Below are 17,479 nucleotides of genomic sequence, written 5' to 3'. Positions count from 1 at the left end.
TGTGTTCATACCCTTCCAGGCGCTGTTGATGTTTTGTGAGGGATTATTAAACAGTAAGATGATTTGATATAATTACTTTCGCCAAAAAACGACCCGATCTCACCATCATGCCGCGGATCATGTTAACACAGATTTCCATTGGAATAAGTTATCTGCGTTAATGCACGGAAGTATCGTCCGCGCTCACCAATATAGTGCAGGAGTGGCTTCAGATGATGATGGGGCTATTGGCAAAAGTTGTAGAGGATGTTCAACCAAAATCCATTTGATAATCGATAGTTATGGCTTACCTGTTCAGTTCGCCAGAGTTAAACACTTTAGTGCAATAGCAACAGGATACGATAAATTTGAACGGAATTATGCCAGTATGTTGGCACTGGCATTTATCATTATCTGGTTACCAATGTGGGTTGAATGGATGATGATCTTAAAACATCAGCAGCCCTAACTTGACATAAAAAAAGTATATACGACCGTAATTGCTAACAATAAGCCCATCGTGAGATTGAAAAGCTTATAATGTTTAGGTATGTCCAAAACTGTCCTAATCGTTATTCCCAAAATAGCCCATGCTGAAAGTGATGCATAACAGACAATAAAAAAAATCGCACAAAAAAGGAGTAGTGTATTAATCTCTGCATCGTGACTATTAAAAACAGATATGCCTGCTAAAGATACAATCCATGCTTTCGGGTTAAGCCATTGGCACATTATTCCTTGTATAAGGGATGGAGCACGGGTATCTCGTTCACTCTCATCACCGATCATTGGGTTTTGCATAGCAACTTTATATGCCAGGTATAACAAGAAACAGCCTCCTATATAGGTAAGTATTTCGGTTAGATATGACACCTCATTTATAACTTGAGCTAACCCAAAGCCTAGTAAAAATAGAATCGATACAAAACCAATTGTAGCACCGGTGATATGTGGGATAGTTCGAATATATCCGCAATTGGCTCCGGTAACTGTCGCTATTATGTTTACAGGTCCTGGCGATATAGAAGTTACAAGGGCAAAAACTGCCATTGCAATTAATTGAGACATAAGATTCTACCTCCTAAAAATCAGTTACTTCTCCAGAACCATTAATAAAGCGATGTTCTTGCAAATCTATTGTAGAGTCATATATTCTTTTATTTGTACCTAAAATTATTTGTTCCACATACTCAGAGGCGAGTTCAAAAGTATCAAAAAGAAGTATGTCTAAGGGGCCTCCAATTAAGTTGGTCAGATATTTCGCTGCTGATTGACTGCTTGTTCCTTCAGGTCCAAGAGTCGCGATGGAAGTGATTTTTTGGGGAGTCCTAATCCAAAAGTTATCCGTGTTAAATATCATCTCATAATTCTCTTAAGTTAAATTGACATTAACGATATTCCTACCTAAATGTTAAATATTGCACAAAATTGTTGTTTATATACTAGTCGCCTTTCAAGATGCGTCTTATATCTCCCCGCGCAGCGGGGAGATATAAACACTCTCATTGGCTTACAAACTGCAACTTGAAGTTGGATTGGTATATAATTACGAAAGATAAGAGTCTTGAATCTATTTCAAGATATCCTGAAACAATGGGGTACATATTCAATCCGTTGAGATACATGGGATGAGATTGCTTAGTTGGTCATTTGTGGGAACAAAAAATCAACGCTGGCTCTGGTATGCCTGGGAATCCCCACCTGAAATGAATAGTGACCTATGTTTTTGGCAATCGCAGTAGAAAAGCGTTAGACACGCTACTTGCTCTCTTATCGCCCTTTACTATTTTATCGCCCTTTACTATTCGGTTTTACTGCACGGATGATTATGTTGTTTATGACAACCTTCCCGGGGAAGCTCATTTGACTGGAAATAACCATTTAATCCCTGACCAGCAAGCCTATGTGAATGTTGATATTTCCCCGCGCAGCGGGGAAATATCAGACGCCTTTTGAAAGGCGATGGGTATATAACCAGGGATACGCCTTTTAATCAATTTGTAATGAGTCAGGTATTATTTTTTATCAGCAAGCATATGGTATGAAACGGCAATACCTGCGGCCTGACCAGCAAGGGAAGGTTCATCGCTGGCTAAGTACAGCCCTGAAATATAGTGTCCATCAACAGCATATTTTCTGTATTTTTTCGCGTAGCGCTCGCCGATCCTGAGTTGGCGCCCATCGCTTAACGTAAATAATGCCTCATCAACAGCACCATTGCCCCATACTTCTAATCTTTCGATAACACTCTCATTTAGCTCAATTGAGTCCGTTTCTGATGTGACTGTGCCAAGTGTATAAGATGATCCGTTGGTAAAGGTGACCTTAATTCCCCCCACTCTGGGGGCATTCCCAATTCTTCGTACATAGCCAAGCAATGATTTTATTTTATTGTACTTACCGCCAATTAAAGCTGGCTTGAAAGGCTCTTGCATTTGGTCATCTTCGGTCAGAGCCTGAATTCTCGTTTTGTTCGTGGGACGATCAAATACCGTTGAATAACTAATGGTTTTAGGATAGAAACCACTATTAAGGCTATTATTTTGCAGATGTTCAATGGTTTCAATACACTCTAAACCGTGTAACAGGCAATATCCTCTGACGGACAATAAATTATTAGTGACGCTCGCCGCGGTTGAGGTGTTGATGGCATTATCATATTCTCTTTCATACATCGTATGAATATAGTTCCTGGCTCTGTCAACCAATTTGTCGATAAGCTGTTTTAACTCATTGACTTCAATATCGGTCAGCCCAATATCATTTTTCTTCTCGATCCCCATTTTCCAATAAGGGATCTGCAACATAACCGTGTTCGTATACATCGGCAAAATTTGATAGTTTGTTTTATTATCAAAAGACTTAAATTTCTCATCGATACTCACCAGATATCTGGCCAGGAACATATAGGCATCATGACTTTCTTGACTGCCTGGCGAGGTTTCCAACATGTATTGTACATGCTCCATTTTTCCTTTGATCTCTTGTATATCGCCATTAAGTATTCCTTTAATCGTATTTAGCTGGGCATTCTCGATCATCTGCTCGACTTTTTGGAGAATTTGCTCCCAAGTATTATCTTTCTGTTGGGGCCAAAATAATCCTAGCAGGAAGGACATTGCGGAACCTACGACGGGAATAAACCCTACGCCACCAATAATGGCATCCTTGATGAGTGAGGACATATCCCATTCATAATCGGGGGTCGATACTGAATAAGGCGCGATAAGCATGATATCAGTTTGTACAGGCAATGTTTCTTTTTCAGATACATTAATCAGAGTGGTATTCATAATTTTATTCTACCTTAATTCCTTCGTTAAATAATGTTTTATACCCGTCGTCTTTCAAGTTGCCGCTTTGTTGGCTGCGCTCATTCACCCCAGTCACAGAGTTATCTATGCTCCTGGGGGTTCATTCCCTTGCCGCCGCGCTGCATCTTGAAATCCATAGGGTATAGACTGATAGTTATGCAATGAAAATCAATTAGGTATAGATTTTATATTGTTACTTATTATATCCCGTCACAAAGGCGCGTTTATCGGTATCGTTATAAATGACGACTTTGCTGTAATATAAAGAATTGCTTGGTGATTCTAATATGCCATCTTCCCCGGCTTTGACGATGATAGAGGAATATTCGAACCATTGTGATGTGAAAGAATGGGACCAATAAAAAACGGCCCTAACTGATGAAGCCGGGCCTGAATTGGCTACATAGTAATTAGGGCGTGTTTCGGGAATAATCGGTGTATCAATCCTTGTTGCTTCAATAGAAGAGCGTGGCTCTATTGTCATATCCCTATAAGGATTGACGGTAAGAGGTTCTGATTCAGGTGTATTTGTATTGTAAGTGAGTGGGACTGGCGTTTCTCCGTTATTCGTGATGACGGTAACGGTACTGCTATTTATATTGATATTGATTGTACTCATAAGATGTTATCCTTTTTTAAAGGTTTGTTAGAATATAGCCCTGTGTTTTTATTGATATTATTGGGAATAAATCCATATATCATGACGAAATGTATTTTAAACCTATTTACATGATGTGATAAAATATAAAAAATGTAAGTTTGGGTTAAAAATTATATCGCTTATTGAAATGATGTTGTTAGTATTTTAATATGGATAATATTTATCAATGGGTATGGGTAAATAATGGCTTGTATGTTTTAAATAAGATTGTTAATTTTATTGGTGTAAAATATAAATAGTTGTTGGGTTAATGATGAAAGTTTGTTTCTATAAATAAATAATAATGTCATTCAATATAGCCCAATATCATTGGGCTAATGGTCATACTTATAGACGAACGTTAAGCGATCGTATTTTGATATATACCCGTCGTCTTTCAAGTTGCCGCTTTGTTGGCTGCGCTCATTCACCCCAGTCACAGAGTTATCTATGCTCCTGGGGGTTCATTCCCTTGCCGCCGCGCTGCATCTTGAAATCCATAGGGTATAGATCCCAGCGGTTTCCATAAATATCTTCAAAAACGACGACCATACCATATTCTTCTTGCCGAGGCTCTTCACAGAAATGGACGCCATATCATCTACGACGATAGCAACGTAACCCATACATCTTTTCTGTGTTCTCATGATATCCCTACTTTTTGGCTTAAAAAATTACAGCATGCGGGTGCCTAAATTCACATTTCTTTCTGGCTGGATAAGGACAGTACCTTGTTCGTCACAAACGGCGGCCAATACCAAAACTTCGGATTTAAATCCTGCCACCCGCCTTGGGGGAAAATTCACTACTGCCAGTATTTGCTTACCGATTAGTTGTTCTGCCGTGTAGTTTTGGCATATTTGGGCAGAGCTTTGTTTTTCGCCGATATCACTGCCAAAATCGATATAAAGTTTATAGGCGGGTTTGATGGCTTTCTCATTTTTTTCTGCTTTGATAATTTTGCCAACGCGAATGTCGAGTGACATAAAAGAATCCATTGTTGCAGGTTCGAAGTTCATATCTGTCATAGTGGTAACTCATTGTTTAAATTATGTTATCCAGAATAAAGGGAAGGTGACAGAATGGCTAGCGAAAAGTGATATCAACTGATTAGCGAACACCCCCCGCAATCAGCCTAACTTGGTGGATTTTCGGATAGTGCCTAGAAATTTTCTTTTGATGCAGCCACCAACGCAGGTAATTTGCGTCATGGCGATGGGAATCGAATAACAGGCCGACGACACTGCCGCTATGGGCAACGTTCAGGCCATAAATCCCCGTCTGTTCGGCTAAATCCCGTAGTGGGTCAAAACAGGGTTTCGGTAATAGCGATTGGCTGGCGATGGCGCTCAATGTGCAGGCTTCCCCAAGGCGATAATGATCATGGCGCTGGTTTGCGGTACAAAATTGCCGCCATGCTTGCTGGAGTAACGGGGCGTTAGCCCGCAGTTGTGAGTGATGAACCTGTTGATGATAGGCTTTTGTCAAAATGGTTTTCGGACTTTCCAGCAGCAAAATATCGATATCCGGTTGCCAATCGAAGGGAATCTGGGTCTGGGCGGTGAGATGATCGAACAGCGTTAATGGTTTGAATATCGTACTGTCCGTTGGCTCCAGTTTGACACAGAGTTGCGCCAGCTCGGTGTGTTCCAGTGACTTACCCAATAATCTGGCGGTGGCCTGGGCGGTAGCGGCAATATCCGCCGTGCTGCTGGCCATGCCTTTGGCGATCGGAATGGTCGATTGATACTCAATACGCAGGCCAAACGTGAATTCTGGCGGTTCCTGCCAGTAATCCAGCAGTAAATTGACTATCTGGCGCATACGTGGTCGCTCATGGGGTATCGGCACACCTTCACTCACGGAAACACAACTAAACCAGTCGATTGGACAGGAAATTAACTTTTCTCCCCCAAACAGCCATCCTTGGAGCAGTTCTCCGCAGGAAGCGGGGCAAGCGGCTTCAGCCACAGGTAAAAACCTGTTGCATCGCTGCGATCAGGCGCTGATTTTCCCACTCACTGCGTACCGCTATGCGATAGTAACATTCGTCCAATCCGACATAATGTTTACAATGGCGAATTAATAACCGATGCTTAAGTAAAGTGCGCCATAAATCGGGTTTATCACAGTGGAAGAACAGAAAATTAGCCGATGGTGGCCAGACAGTCAGTTCAGGGAAGGTTGAAAGCTGAGTCCAGAGATAATGTCGTTGTGATGCTAGCCATTGGTGTGTCGCCGCAATATAGTCATGCTCATCAAACAACATCTCACCCACCCGCGCGGCAAACGCATTAATTGACCACGGTTCACGTTGATTTTTTATTTCTGTAATTCCCGCTGTATTTCCGCTGACTAAATAGCCTAAACGTAACCCAGGGATGGCAAAAAATTTTGTCATTGAACGCAATATATAAAGCTGTTTTGTTGCTGCCAGTTGCGGTATCAACCCGCGGTTATCCGGTAGAAAATCAATAAAAGATTCATCGACAATCAGTGCGATCCCTTGACGCTCGCAATATTCCACCAGCGATTGCATAAACTGCGCATCTGGCATTAATCCGGTGGGATTGTTGGGCGTGGCGATAAAAACACAATCGACTTGAATTGTGGAGAGGGTATCCAGCAGGCGCAAGTCAGGTTGAAACCCGGCTGCTTTGGTTAATGGATAGTCGATAATTTTTGTGCCAATGTGCTGCAAGGCACGTCGATATTCGGCAAATCCTGGGGTAAGAAGCAACGCTCGTTTGGGCTTGAGATAACGGGTGACGGCATAAATCAGCTCTGTTGCACCATTGCCTGCGATGACCGAGGCGTCATCGCATTGATGGGCCTTTGCAATGGCCTGATGCAAATGGCGATATTCCACATCAGGATACTGTTCGATCGCGGAGAGACTATTTTTGATCAATGCTTTGACCCGTGCCGGTGCACCCAACGGGTTGATATTGGCACTGAAATCAATCAGTTCATTGGCAGGAAGGCCATATTGCTCAGCGATGCCAATGATATTGCCGCCATGTTCATGTCCCCTCATGGCATTGCTCCGTGAGGGGCACTTTCACTGTCGAAGGAGGCCGGAAAGTGGGAGGGAAGGCGAGGATTGCCCCCAGATTAACCACATCCCCAATCACAATCAGTGCGGGCGCATGCAGATTTTTCTCTTCTGCTTTTACTGCCAGGGTTTCCAGCGTACCGATAACACTTTGTTGTTTGGGATGGCTGGCGTACATGATCACCGCCGCAGGCGTGGTGGGGGATTTGCCGTATAACATCAATTGTTGGCAGATCTCCATCAGGCGGGTCATCCCCATTAGGATGATTAATGTACCTTCCAGTTGGGCGAGTATTTTCCAATCCTGTTGCTCGTTACCTTGGGAAGTATGCCCTGTCACAACATGGAAACTTGATGCGTAATGACGGTGGGTAACGGGGATGCCGGCATAGGCCAATCCACCAATTGAGGAGCTGATCCCTGGGACGACTTCAAATTTGATGCCATGCTGTGCCAGCACTTCCGCTTCTTCCCCACCGCGGCCAAACACGTAGGGATCACCGCCTTTTAGGCGCACAACCTGCTTGCCTGCCTGCGCCTGTCTGACCAGAATTTGGTTAATCTCTTCTTGTGGGATGGGGTGGTAATGATGTTCTTTTCCAACATTAATCATTTCACAATGGTCTGGCGCCTGAGCAATAAGCTCAGGATTGACGAGACGGTCGTGGACAATAACATCCGCAGATTGAATACAGTGCAACCCTTTGACGGTGATTAAACTCGCATCCCCAGGGCCGGCACCCACTAACCACACATTGCCTTTATTCATTGGATTACCTCTATGGGTTGAAAAATATGCTTATAGGGTGATAAACAATTTGTTTTTTTATTTTTATTCAAAGTAAATTCTGCTTTATATACCCGTTTACTTTCAAGATGCGTCTTATATCTCCCCGCGGCGCGAGGAGATATGAACACTCTCATTGGCTTGCAATCTGCAATCTGCAACTTGAAGTTGGACTGGTATATATTTTATTGCTTTTTTGATGGTCTTTTTCTTGTTCTTATAAATAACACCATGGCAATTTCAAGATTTTTATAATTATTACTTCAATGTGGGATAAGTAAATTTGATTTATATCAACATTCTTATTTTTAAACATTGATCATTTTTAAATTGAAATTTGTTTTCCATTGAAAATATTCACCGATCTAAAAATAACTTTATTATATCAAGGGTGATTATTTTGTTTTCATTTCAAATAAACCATTTAAATTCAATTAATTATGTATTGATGTTTGATTGTTGTTCTTATGGTGGTGTATTAATTTTTATTTTATTTAAAACAAAAATAATTTCAAAAAACAATAATCATGAACAAGATCACAAAAGTCATAAAGGCGGTTTTTATAAAGATAAAAAATGTGTATTTTGAAAATAAATGCATTTCACTGTTTTGTTTTTATACGAAATTAGTTTTTTGTTATTATTGATGGTGGTGTTATTTGTGGAATATTAATTGTTCTTTCAGTTATGCACTAAAAACCTTTTATTTGATAAATATCAATGAATGAGAATGTGAATTTCAGGTTCTAATATAAATGCAGGTTTAAAACGAATACCAATTTAAAATTAATACCCATTGTATACCAATCCAATTTTAAGTTGCCGTTTGCAAGCCAATGAGAGTGTTCATATCTCCTCGCGTCGCGGGGAGATATAAGACGCATCTTGAAAGACGACGGGTATAAAACCAATACAGGATTTAAATGTTTTGGGGTAATCACATGCGACAGAAATATGCTTTTGTCATTGCAGGTACAGGCAGCGGTTGTGGTAAGACCACCGTTGCGCTGGGCATCATGCGAGCCTTGATGAACCGTTCACTGCGGGTACAGCCATTTAAAATCGGACCGGATTATCTGGATGGTGGCTGGCACCGTGCTGTCACGGGAGTCGCTTCGCGTAATCTTGATGCGTTTATGCTCCCTGAATCCATCCTGAATGGTTTGTTTAACCAGGCCATGACTGATCAAGATATCGCCGTTATTGAAGGGGTGATGGGGTTATATGATGGCTATGGTACAGATCCCAACGATTGCAGCAGTGCGGCGATGGCAAAGCAGCTTGGTTGTCCGGTGGTTTTATTGGTGGAGGGTAAGGCGGTTTCTACATCGATTGCAGCGACGGTCATGGGATTTCAGCAATTTGATCCGGCCGTCAATATCGTGGGTGTGCTTATTAATCGCGTCAATCGGGATAGCCATTTCCAGTTACTGAAACAGGCGATCGAAGGTTATTGCGGTATTCCTGTTTTGGGGCGGCTCCCGGTTATGCCAGAGGTTAGCCTTCCATCCCGCCACCTTGGGTTGATCCCGGCGCAAGAACACGTTAGCCAGCGTGAAGCATGCTGGTCTGGCCTGGCCCAGCAGGTCGAAGCCTCAGTCGATTTAGATCAGTTGCTGGCATTAACCCAGCTATCTGCCTTGCCAAAAGGCGATATCGATTCCCTGATTGACCCCACTATGGGGCAAGGTTTGACGCTGGCGCTGGCAGAAGATGAGGCATTCCACTTTTATTACCCCGATAACCTGCTGTTATTGGAAAAAGCCGGTGTAACCATCAAACGTTTCAGCCCCTTGCATGATCACCAGTTACCGGCATGCCAGATGATCTATCTGGGGGGAGGATACCCTGAAATTTATGCCCAAACGTTATCTTCTAATGGCGCTATGCATGCAGAACTTCATCGGGCGCAGCAAAAAGGCATTCCCATTTATGCGGAATGCGGTGGCTTGATGTATCTCGGCGATGCCCTGATTGATGCCGATGGCGTGCGGCATAACATGGTGGGATTGATTGCGGGTGAAAGCCAAATGGGAGATCACCTGCAACGCTTTGGTTACTGCGAAGCGACGGCGATGTGTGATACGCCTTTGGTTGCCAAAGGCGAAACATTGCGCGGGCATGAGTTTCATTATTCAGATTTTATGACGACCCAGACGCCGGTTTTTCAGTGCGTCAAAGGGGCAACAGGAACATTCAAAAAAACGCAAAAAAGCTGGCTGGGCGGTTACCAGAATGGCAATACCCTGGCGAGTTATCTGCATATTCATTTTGCCCAACGCCCCCATTTACTCCAGCGCTGGCTGATGATGGCACGGAGGCGGTTATGACGGTCTTACTCTGGTTTGCGGCTTTTCTTCTGGATATGAAATGGGGTGATCCGCCTCATTGGCCGCATCCGGTGCGCTGGATAGGGCGGTTTATCAACCAAACTGAGCGGCTTATCCGCCGGATTAGCCAAACTGAAACCGGCCTGAAATGGGGCGGTGTCCTGTTGTGGCTGGCGGTCGTGGGCGGCGTCTGGCTGGCGAGCTTTTGGGTTTTGCGATTGGCCTATGCGGTGGCGTTCTGGTTGGGGTGTCTGGTTGAAATTTGGCTGATTTATACCGTGCTGGCAGGGCGAGGCTTGGGTGATGCGGCAAATGCAGTTTATCAGGCATTGCATCAGGGGGATTTGGACGCCAGCCGTGAGCAGCTTGGCAACATTGTCGGGCGGGATACCGCCCAATTACAAGCGCCACAAATCAGCCGTGCCGCGATTGAAACCGTGGCAGAAAACAGCGTGGATGGCGTGATAGCCCCGTTATTCTTCTTGATGCTGGGAGGTGCCCCACTGGCGATGGCCTATAAGGCCATCAATACCCTCGATTCAATGGTGGGCTATAAGACCCCCCGTTATCGGGCGCTGGGGATGTTTTCAGCGCGGATGGATGATGTGGCGAATTGGCTGCCGGCGCGTTTGGGCTGGCTTTTGCTGGCACTGGCCGCGAAATGGCAAGGGTTGGATTTTCGTCAGGCACTGCGCATTGGCTGGCGTGACCGCTATCAACACAGTAGCCCCAATAGTGGTTGGCCGGAAGCAGCGATGGCAGGGGCATTGGGTATCCGTCTTGGTGGGGCGAGTGTGTATTTTAACCAGCGTGTCGAGAAGCCGTGGATGGGTGATGCAAGGCGCGAAGTCACGCCTGACGATATTCCGCTCGCTGTCCAAATAATGATGGTGGCATCCGTGATGGCGCTCTTGTTGTTTGCGCTGCTGCATAGCCTGATCCGTGTGACGGGATAAGAGGGAAACAACATGAACAATTACATTCGGCAACCCCAGCAGATTGAAAAAAATAGCTTTGACATCATCAACCGGCTCATTGCCACATCGCGCCCTGATTACCGTTTTGGGGATGCGGATCAAGAAGCGGTGATCAAACGGGTGATCCATACCACGGCGGATTTTGACTGGCTGGATATTCTCTATTTTTCCCCCGCGGTCTTGCACCAGATTCGAGACGGTATCTTGCAGGGCTGTACCTTATATACCGATACGACAATGGCGCTATCTGGCATCAATAAAACGCGCTTGGCGCAATACGGCAGTGAATGTCGTTGTTATGTCAGCGATCCCCGCACTATTCAAATGGCAAACGCCCAGCAAATTACCCGTTCAATGGCCGCCGTTGATCTGGCTCTGCAAGAGCCGGGAAAGAAGATTTTTGTCTTTGGCAATGCCCCGACAGCCCTGTTTCGTTTGATGGAGCATCAAGTTGCCCCGATTGCCGTCGTGGGTGTACCCGTCGGGTTTGTGGGGGCAGAGGAATCCAAAAATGCCTTGATCAAGAGCGGATTAAGTTGCATTGCCGCAAAAGGGCGCAAGGGGGGCAGCAATATTGCCGCCGCCATTATCAACGCCATTTTGTATCGGATGCCGGAGGTCAAGCATGAATGAGATCAATGAGATAGAAGCCAGTGGCCTGGGGACGGTTTGGCATCGGGGAAAGCAGTATCGCAAGGGTTACACCACCGGATCTTGTGCTACCGCCGCGGCCAGAGTGGCGGCATTGATGATCTTGCGGCAGCAGATTATTCATCAGGTTTCGATTACCACCCCTTCTGGCGTCAGCCTGATATTGCCTGTTGAACGTCCTTTGGTTGAAGGCCAGCAGGCAGTTGCCGCCATCCGCAAAGATGGTGGCGATGATGTCGATGCAACCCACGGCATGTTGATTTTTGCCCGTGTCTCCCTGAATGACAGCGGCGTGATCACGCTGGATGGCGGTGAAGGCATTGGCCGGGTAACGCGCGTCGGGGTGGGTTTACCGATTGGCTGGGCGGCCATCAATAAAACCCCGCGGCACACCCTTGAAGAAGCGGTGCGGGAGGTGATTGGCCCACACCGTGGTGCCGATATTGTCATCTTTGCCCCTGAAGGCGAAGAGCGGGCGAAGCGAACCTATAACGACAGATTGGGTATCAAGGGGGGCATTTCGATTATCGGTACGACAGGCATTGTCACGCCGATGTCGGAAGAGAGCTGGAAGCGCTCTCTGGCGCTGGAATTGGAAGCCAAGCGTGCTAATGGATTGGATCGCATTATTTTTGTGCCGGGCAATCACGGTGAGCGTTTTGTCAGCCAGCAATTGGGTATTGATGCGGTTTATGTCGTCACCATGAGTAATTTCGTCGGCTATATGTTGCAAGAAGCGGTGCGTTTGGCGTTCCGCCATGTGGTGTTGGTCGGGCATGTCGGTAAATTGGTGAAAATCGCCGCCGGCATTTTTCATACCCACAGCCATATCGCTGATGGCCGGATGGAAACATTGATCGCCAATCTGGCCTTGATGGGCGCTCCTTTCGAACTGATCCAGGCCGTAGACCAGTGTGATACCACCGAAGCGGCTATTGAGTTAATTGCAGAACAGGGCTGGCAGGGCGTGTACCCGCAAATTGCCCAGAAAATCTGCGAACGTATTGACCAAATGCTGCGTTTCGCTAACGGCCGGCCGCAGTGTGATGCCATTTTATTCTCCTTTGATAACCAGATCCTGGGCTGCAATCGGCCTGTGGGCGAGATAGTGCAGGATTTTATGGAGGGTTGCCGATGATCACGGTTGTGGGTATTGGCCCCGGTGCCGCTGCAAACCAAACCTTGGCTGCGTTGGCTGCGATCAGGCAAGCGGAAGTGTTGGTCGGAGGAACGCGCCATCTCGCCGAATTCCCCCATTTCCGTGGTGAAACCCGTCGATTGAATGCGGACATGGCGGGCTTGATGCAGTGGCTTGAACAGAACCAGCCGCGGCAAATTGTTGTGCTGGCTTCGGGTGATCCCCTCTTTTATGGCATCGGCAAGCGGATTACTGAGCACTTTTCTGGATTGTGCGCTGGGGGGGGAAAACAAAATATCCGCATTATCTCTGGCATCAGTTCGATCCAATATTTGTGTGCCCGGATTTTGCTCGATATGAACGACATTTACCTCACCAGCAGCCACGGGCGCCGGCCCGATTTTGGGTGGCTACTTCAACACGAAAAAATTGCCATGGTAACGGATGAGGTGATTGGCCCTTACCAGATTGCGCAAGAAATTGTGGCACGGGGGCAACGGCGCCGCATGGTCATTGGTGAAAATTTATCTCAGGAACATGAGCAAATTATCTGTTTGAACGCGGAACAGGTTGTGCAACGTGGCGATAGTCATTATGGCCTGAATGTCGTGGTGATCCTCAATGAAAGATGAACTGTTTTTGCGCGGTCATCGCATCCCAATGACCAAAGAAGTGGTGAGGGCGCTGGTATTGGCGCGTCTGGAGCTGGAAAAAGCCTGCCGTTTTATCGATGTGGGTGCGGGGACTGGCAGCGTCAGTATTGAAGCGGCATTGCGCTATCCGGCCTTGGACATCCTCGCCATTGAGCGTAAGGAAGAGGCCTTGTCATTGCTGGCGGAAAATAGTCGGCATTTTGGTTGCCATCAGATCCGTATCCAGTCGGGTACTGCCCCGATGCCATTGGATAACACCGCAGATGCCATTTTCATTGGCGGAACCGGCGGGTATCTGACTGCGCTCATTGATTGGGCGTTGCGGCACCTGAATTCAGGTGGGCGTTTAGTGATGACGTTCATCCTGTTGGAAAATTTCACCCAAGCATTGTCGCACCTGAAATCCTGTCGGGTGACAGCGCTTGATGGACGTGAAATCCAGGTGGGAAAGCTGGTGGCATTAGGGCAAGGACATTATTTCAAACCCAACAATCCCACTTATTTGTTGTCCTGCCAGAAAGATGTTGGACAAGAGGAGCACTCATGAATGTTGAACAGACAGATAACGGCAGTTTTGATCCTGAAAAAGTGTGGTTTGTGGGGGCGGGACCGGGGGACAAGAGCCTGATCACCCTGAAAGGCTACCAATTATTACGCCAGGCTCAGGTCGTCATTTATGCCGGTTCACTGATTAATCGGGAATTGCTGGACTATTGTCGTGCCGATGCGCAATGCCATGACAGCGCAAGACTGACGTTGGCGGAAATCACGGAATTGATGGTGAGTGGCGTACAAGCGGGCAAGTTAGTGGTTCGCCTGCAAACGGGTGATTTGTCGCTGTTTGGCTCCCTGCGTGAACAGGTTGAAGCACTGGCCAATCACGGGATTGGTTTTGTCTCTGTGCCCGGAGTGAGTTCGTTTCTTGGCGCCGCCGCGCAGTTGGGGGTGGAGTACACCGTACCTGAAATTGCGCAAAGTTTGATTATCACCCGTATGGAAGGCAGAACGCCGATGCCGCCACGGGAAACGCTGGAGGCTTTCGCTGCCCACCAAACGTCAATGGCCATCTTCCTTTCGGTACAGAATATCGCGGAGGTTGTTACGCGTTTGGTTCAGGGGGGCTATACGCCGGAAACCCCGGTTGCCGTGGTTTACAAGGCAACCTGGCCAGATTGCCAGAAGGTGCGGGGAACCCTGGCGACGATTGCTGAACAGGTACGCAGCGCCGGTATTCGGAAGACGGCACTGATCTTGGTCGGCGCTTTTCTGGGGGAAGCGTATCACTTCTCGAAATTGTACGATGCGAGGTTCAGCCATGAATACCGTAGCGTCTGACGCGGTGTTACCCAGCACGATACTACCGAACGCAATAACGCCGAACAAAGAATATGCCTTGTTTTGCCTGACCGAAGGGGGCATGGCATTGGCTCGTCGTCTGCGCGCCCATTTGGCGATGGATTGTTTCGCTTCCCCTGAATTGCTGGAAAGTGAATTTAAGGAGGCCGATAGCGGGGTGATGGCGTTTGAAGGGAGCTTTGCCAATACGGTACGCAAGGTCTTCACGCAATACCGTGCGTTGATCATGATTGGCGCGACAGGGATCGCTATTCGGGTTATCGCGCCTCTGCTCAAGGACAAAATGACCGATCCGGCGGTGGTCGTGCTGGATGAAAAAGGGCAGTTTGCCATCAGCCTATTGTCGGGGCATATGGGCGGCGCGAATAAGCTGGCACAACGGATCGCCGATATTCTCGACGGTCAGGCGGTGATCACCACGGCAACCGACGTTAACCAGCTCTCGGCTCTGGATCTGCTGTCCCAACAACTGGATGGAAAAATGGACAATTTCCGGGACAACGTGAAAACCGTCAATCAAATGCTGGTCAATGGCAAGCGAGTGGGGATTGGGTGGCACCCCAACTTGAAGGATGAAAAAGATCGCTATGACACCCGTGGATTCCTTCCCGTCGATACCTTGGCGGCACTGCCTGAACTGGATGCCCTGGTATACGTCAGTTATGAGCGAACCCATCCGGTGCTGACCATCCCCACGTTTAAATTGGTTCCCCGCCGTATCGTGGCCGGTATCGGATGCCGGCGTGGGGTGGAAGCTGAACGGCTGGCCGCATTATTGGATCGCCATCTGGCAGAGCACAACCTTGAACCTTTGGCGCTAAGGGCGATCGGCAGCATCGAATTGAAAAAAAACGAGCCAGCGTTAACCCGATTGGCACAAGAGCGGCAAATCCCATTCCAAATTTTCTCTGTTAATCAGCTCGCCCAATGTGAACAGGCGTTCCCGGCCTCTGAATTTGTCCGAAAAACGGTGGGCGTAGGCTGTGTTTCCCAACCGGTGGCCTGGCTAATGAGCCAAGGGCATTTGGTTGGTCATACCCTGCGTGAGCAGGGCGTCACCATCACATTAGGAGTATTGCATCCATGTTAACGGTCATTGGAATTGGTCCCGGCAGCGAAGCCATGATGACGCAAGAAGCGATTGCTGCCTTGAAAGCGGCTGACATCGTGGTGGGTTATAAAACCTATACCCATTTGGTGAAGCCCTTGGTGGGCGATAAAGAAATTATCAAAACCGGCATGTGCAAAGAGATTGAACGTTGCCAGACGGCGATTGAACTCGCTGAACAGGGCAAAAATGTGGCGGTCGTGTGTAGCGGTGATGCGGGCATTTATGGCATGGCTGGCCTGATCCTGGAGTTGGTTAGCCAGCAAAAGCGCAATGTCGACGTTCGGCTGGTGGCGGGCGTAACAGCGAGTACGGCCTGTGCCGCCTTGCTTGGGGCGCCGTTGATGCATGACTTTTGCCATATCAGCTTAAGCGATCTGCTCACACCGTGGGCAGTGATTGAAAAGCGGGTACAGGCCGCGGCAGAAGCTGATTTTGTTGTTTGTTTCTACAATCCCCGCAGTCGTGGACGGGAAGGGCATCTGGCACGGGCATTTTCCCTGATGGCGCCGTGGAAATCGGCAGCAACTCCCGTCGGGGTGGTGAAAGCGGCAGGGCGCAAACATGAGGATAAGTGGCTGACGACGTTTGCGGCAATGGATTTTTCCCGCGTGGATATGCGCAGCCTGGTGATCGTGGGTAACCAGTCAACTTACCTGCGTGATGGGAAGATGATCACACCGAGGGGGTACAGGTTATGACACGGCCGCTGATCCACATTTTTGGCGGCACGAGCGATGCCCGCCAGATTTGCGTGATGATGGATATTGCCGGCATAGATTATGGCTTATCCGTGGCGACACCGGCGGGAGCGCAGCAGGCGACGGGGCTTCGCGGTGAAATTGTGATTGGCAGGATGGCAGCCGAAGAGATGGCCGACTATCTGCAAGAACGCGGGGCGAAAAGGGTGATTGATGCCTCCCATCCTTATGCCGAGCAGCTAAGCCAAAACATCGTCAGCGCTTGCCGGAAATTGGGGCTGCCTCTCATTCGTTATCTCCGTCCCAGCGATATTGATGCGGTTGAACATCCCCTTATCCACAAGGTGGCAACTCTCCAACAGGCGTGTGAAGTGGCCGCCAATTTAGCAAACCGTATTTTGCTGACCACCGGCAGTAAACAATTGGCGGATTATGTCGCTCAGTTGAAAGGAAAAACCGTGCTGGCGCGTGTATTGCCGACCGCAGACGTTTTGGCGATGTGTGAGTCTTGTGGTTTGTCCGTCGATCAAATTTTTGCCCTGAAAGGCCCATTCAGTGCCGATTTTAACCGGGCATTTTATCAGTTTTGTCGGGCGGAAGCGGTCATTACCAAAGAGTCTGGCGAGCAAGGGGGTTTTAAGGAGAAAGTGGAACCCTGCCTGTCCCTTGGGCTGCCCTGCATCGTGATCTGCCGCCCAAGGCAGCAATTTGTCGGTGAGGGGATCACTCAGGCCAATGGATTGGCAGAGATGGCACAGTTATTGGCGAATGTTAATCAATAGACCAATAA

General features: G+C 47.4%; 18 protein-coding genes and 2 pseudogenes. 12 read left to right on the top strand and 8 right to left on the bottom strand.

What is annotated here, in order from left to right:
• Positions 1-127 precede the first annotated feature (127 nt).
• A pseudogene (locus tag Xkoz_RS04380) lies at positions 128-448 on the top strand (hypothetical protein); the annotation flags it as partial.
• Here Xkoz_RS04380 and Xkoz_RS04375 read toward each other — a convergent pair.
• The gene (locus Xkoz_RS04375) at positions 445-1,047 is read right to left on the bottom strand and encodes a LysE family translocator (RefSeq protein ID WP_099140940.1); all 603 of its coding nucleotides are present in this window, start codon (positions 1,045-1,047) and stop codon (positions 445-447) included. The pseudogene Xkoz_RS04380 and the gene Xkoz_RS04375 sit on opposite strands and share 4 nt — an antisense overlap.
• 13 nt (positions 1,048-1,060) lie before the next feature.
• Positions 1,061-1,339: a hypothetical protein gene (locus Xkoz_RS04370; RefSeq protein ID WP_099140939.1), complete on the bottom strand. Its 279-nt coding sequence runs from the start codon at positions 1,337-1,339 to the stop codon at positions 1,061-1,063.
• 283 nt (positions 1,340-1,622) lie between these two features.
• On the opposite strand from Xkoz_RS04370, the pseudogene Xkoz_RS25520 reads away from it, so the two are divergent.
• Positions 1,623-1,851, top strand: a pseudogene (locus tag Xkoz_RS25520) (IS1 family transposase); the annotation flags it as partial.
• Between the two features lie 143 nt (positions 1,852-1,994).
• Here the strand turns inward: Xkoz_RS25520 and Xkoz_RS04360 are convergent.
• The 6 genes from Xkoz_RS04360 to cobA form a co-directional block, all read right to left on the bottom strand.
• Positions 1,995-3,272, bottom strand: a complete 1,278-nt coding sequence (locus Xkoz_RS04360) for an insecticidal delta-endotoxin Cry8Ea1 family protein (protein ID WP_099140937.1) — start codon at positions 3,270-3,272, stop codon at positions 1,995-1,997.
• 214 nt (positions 3,273-3,486) lie between these two features.
• On the bottom strand, positions 3,487-3,912 hold the full coding sequence (locus Xkoz_RS04355; RefSeq protein ID WP_099140936.1) for a JHE-like toxin PirA: 426 nt from the start codon (positions 3,910-3,912) through the stop codon (positions 3,487-3,489).
• A 695-nt stretch (positions 3,913-4,607) separates the two neighbouring features.
• Entirely contained in the window at positions 4,608-4,961 is a 354-nt protein-coding gene (locus Xkoz_RS04345; RefSeq protein WP_099140935.1) for a tRNA-binding protein, read from the bottom strand.
• A gap of 82 nt (positions 4,962-5,043) precedes the next feature.
• Positions 5,044-5,904, bottom strand: coding sequence for a GHMP family kinase ATP-binding protein (locus Xkoz_RS04340; protein ID WP_099140934.1), 861 nt, complete (start codon positions 5,902-5,904; stop codon positions 5,044-5,046).
• Positions 5,897-6,970, bottom strand: coding sequence for a threonine-phosphate decarboxylase CobD (cobD, locus tag Xkoz_RS04335; protein WP_099140933.1), 1,074 nt, complete (start codon positions 6,968-6,970; stop codon positions 5,897-5,899). The genes Xkoz_RS04340 and cobD overlap by 8 nt, the downstream gene beginning before the upstream one ends.
• Positions 6,957-7,757: a uroporphyrinogen-III C-methyltransferase gene (gene cobA, locus Xkoz_RS04330; protein ID WP_099140932.1), complete on the bottom strand. Its 801-nt coding sequence runs from the start codon at positions 7,755-7,757 to the stop codon at positions 6,957-6,959. Before cobA ends, cobD begins: the two co-directional genes overlap by 14 nt.
• A 959-nt stretch (positions 7,758-8,716) precedes the next feature.
• On the opposite strand from cobA, the gene Xkoz_RS04320 reads away from it, so the two are divergent.
• The 10 genes from Xkoz_RS04320 to Xkoz_RS04275 are packed head-to-tail and all read left to right on the top strand — an operon-like array spanning position 8,717 to position 17,471.
• Positions 8,717-10,105, top strand: a complete 1,389-nt coding sequence (locus Xkoz_RS04320) for a cobyrinic acid a,c-diamide synthase CobB (protein ID WP_099141117.1) — start codon at positions 8,717-8,719, stop codon at positions 10,103-10,105.
• The gene (gene cbiB, locus Xkoz_RS04315) at positions 10,102-11,061 is read left to right on the top strand and encodes an adenosylcobinamide-phosphate synthase CbiB (RefSeq protein WP_099140930.1); all 960 of its coding nucleotides are present in this window, start codon (positions 10,102-10,104) and stop codon (positions 11,059-11,061) included. Before Xkoz_RS04320 ends, cbiB begins: the two co-directional genes overlap by 4 nt.
• Positions 11,062-11,073: 12 nt before the next feature.
• Positions 11,074-11,715 carry a cobalt-precorrin-8 methylmutase gene (locus Xkoz_RS04310; protein ID WP_099140929.1) on the top strand — a complete coding sequence of 214 codons (642 nt, stop codon included), beginning with the start codon at positions 11,074-11,076 and terminating at the stop codon, positions 11,713-11,715.
• The gene (gene cbiD / locus Xkoz_RS04305; RefSeq protein WP_099140928.1) at positions 11,708-12,871 is read left to right on the top strand and encodes a cobalt-precorrin-5B (C(1))-methyltransferase CbiD; all 1,164 of its coding nucleotides are present in this window, start codon (positions 11,708-11,710) and stop codon (positions 12,869-12,871) included. The genes Xkoz_RS04310 and cbiD overlap by 8 nt, the downstream gene beginning before the upstream one ends.
• Positions 12,868-13,503, top strand: coding sequence for a cobalt-precorrin-7 (C(5))-methyltransferase (locus tag Xkoz_RS04300; protein ID WP_099140927.1), 636 nt, complete (start codon positions 12,868-12,870; stop codon positions 13,501-13,503). Before cbiD ends, Xkoz_RS04300 begins: the two co-directional genes overlap by 4 nt.
• The gene (locus Xkoz_RS04295; protein WP_099140926.1) at positions 13,493-14,071 is read left to right on the top strand and encodes a decarboxylating cobalt-precorrin-6B (C(15))-methyltransferase; all 579 of its coding nucleotides are present in this window, start codon (positions 13,493-13,495) and stop codon (positions 14,069-14,071) included. Before Xkoz_RS04300 ends, Xkoz_RS04295 begins: the two co-directional genes overlap by 11 nt.
• Complete coding sequence (locus tag Xkoz_RS04290) at positions 14,068-14,859, top strand: cobalt-precorrin-4 methyltransferase (RefSeq protein WP_099140925.1); 792 nt, start codon at positions 14,068-14,070, stop codon at positions 14,857-14,859. Before Xkoz_RS04295 ends, Xkoz_RS04290 begins: the two co-directional genes overlap by 4 nt.
• Entirely contained in the window at positions 14,840-15,970 is a 1,131-nt protein-coding gene (cbiG, locus tag Xkoz_RS04285; RefSeq protein WP_099140924.1) for a cobalt-precorrin 5A hydrolase, read from the top strand. The genes Xkoz_RS04290 and cbiG overlap by 20 nt, the downstream gene beginning before the upstream one ends.
• Positions 15,964-16,689: a precorrin-3B C(17)-methyltransferase gene (locus Xkoz_RS04280; RefSeq protein ID WP_099140923.1), complete on the top strand. Its 726-nt coding sequence runs from the start codon at positions 15,964-15,966 to the stop codon at positions 16,687-16,689. Before cbiG ends, Xkoz_RS04280 begins: the two co-directional genes overlap by 7 nt.
• A complete protein-coding gene (locus Xkoz_RS04275; RefSeq protein ID WP_099140922.1) occupies positions 16,686-17,471 on the top strand; it encodes a cobalt-precorrin-6A reductase in 786 nt (261 codons plus the stop codon). Before Xkoz_RS04280 ends, Xkoz_RS04275 begins: the two co-directional genes overlap by 4 nt.
• Positions 17,472-17,479: the final 8 nt, after the last annotated feature.

Origin of the sequence: Xenorhabdus kozodoii, from assembly GCF_002632875.1 — a bacterium.
Taxonomy (GTDB): Bacteria; Pseudomonadota; Gammaproteobacteria; order Enterobacterales; family Enterobacteriaceae; genus Xenorhabdus; species Xenorhabdus kozodoii.
Note: the sequence above shows the minus strand (reverse complement) of the source record. Positions and strands in the feature narration are given on the sequence as shown.

Excerpts from the sequence above, each read along its gene's own strand:
- Xkoz_RS04275 (WP_099140922.1), top strand. The coding sequence starts at position 16,686 with ATGACACGGCCGCTGATCCACATTTTTGGCGGCACGAGCGATGCCCGC.
- cbiD (WP_099140928.1), top strand. The coding sequence starts at position 11,708 with ATGAATGAGATCAATGAGATAGAAGCCAGTGGCCTGGGGACGGTTTGG.
- Xkoz_RS04280 (WP_099140923.1), top strand. The coding sequence starts at position 15,964 with ATGTTAACGGTCATTGGAATTGGTCCCGGCAGCGAAGCCATGATGACG.
- Xkoz_RS04295 (WP_099140926.1), top strand. The coding sequence starts at position 13,493 with ATGAAAGATGAACTGTTTTTGCGCGGTCATCGCATCCCAATGACCAAA.
- cobA (WP_099140932.1), bottom strand. The coding sequence starts at position 7,757 with ATGAATAAAGGCAATGTGTGGTTAGTGGGTGCCGGCCCTGGGGATGCG.
- Xkoz_RS04370 (WP_099140939.1), bottom strand. The coding sequence starts at position 1,339 with ATGATATTTAACACGGATAACTTTTGGATTAGGACTCCCCAAAAAATC.
- Xkoz_RS04320 (WP_099141117.1), top strand. The coding sequence starts at position 8,717 with ATGCGACAGAAATATGCTTTTGTCATTGCAGGTACAGGCAGCGGTTGT.
- Xkoz_RS04355 (WP_099140936.1), bottom strand. The coding sequence starts at position 3,912 with ATGAGTACAATCAATATCAATATAAATAGCAGTACCGTTACCGTCATC.
- cobD (WP_099140933.1), bottom strand. The coding sequence starts at position 6,970 with ATGAGGGGACATGAACATGGCGGCAATATCATTGGCATCGCTGAGCAA.
- Xkoz_RS04360 (WP_099140937.1), bottom strand. The coding sequence starts at position 3,272 with ATGAATACCACTCTGATTAATGTATCTGAAAAAGAAACATTGCCTGTA.
- Xkoz_RS04300 (WP_099140927.1), top strand. The coding sequence starts at position 12,868 with ATGATCACGGTTGTGGGTATTGGCCCCGGTGCCGCTGCAAACCAAACC.
- Xkoz_RS04310 (WP_099140929.1), top strand. The coding sequence starts at position 11,074 with ATGAACAATTACATTCGGCAACCCCAGCAGATTGAAAAAAATAGCTTT.
- Xkoz_RS04290 (WP_099140925.1), top strand. The coding sequence starts at position 14,068 with ATGAATGTTGAACAGACAGATAACGGCAGTTTTGATCCTGAAAAAGTG.
- cbiB (WP_099140930.1), top strand. The coding sequence starts at position 10,102 with ATGACGGTCTTACTCTGGTTTGCGGCTTTTCTTCTGGATATGAAATGG.
- cbiG (WP_099140924.1), top strand. The coding sequence starts at position 14,840 with ATGAATACCGTAGCGTCTGACGCGGTGTTACCCAGCACGATACTACCG.
- Xkoz_RS04345 (WP_099140935.1), bottom strand. The coding sequence starts at position 4,961 with ATGACAGATATGAACTTCGAACCTGCAACAATGGATTCTTTTATGTCA.
- Xkoz_RS04375 (WP_099140940.1), bottom strand. The coding sequence starts at position 1,047 with ATGTCTCAATTAATTGCAATGGCAGTTTTTGCCCTTGTAACTTCTATA.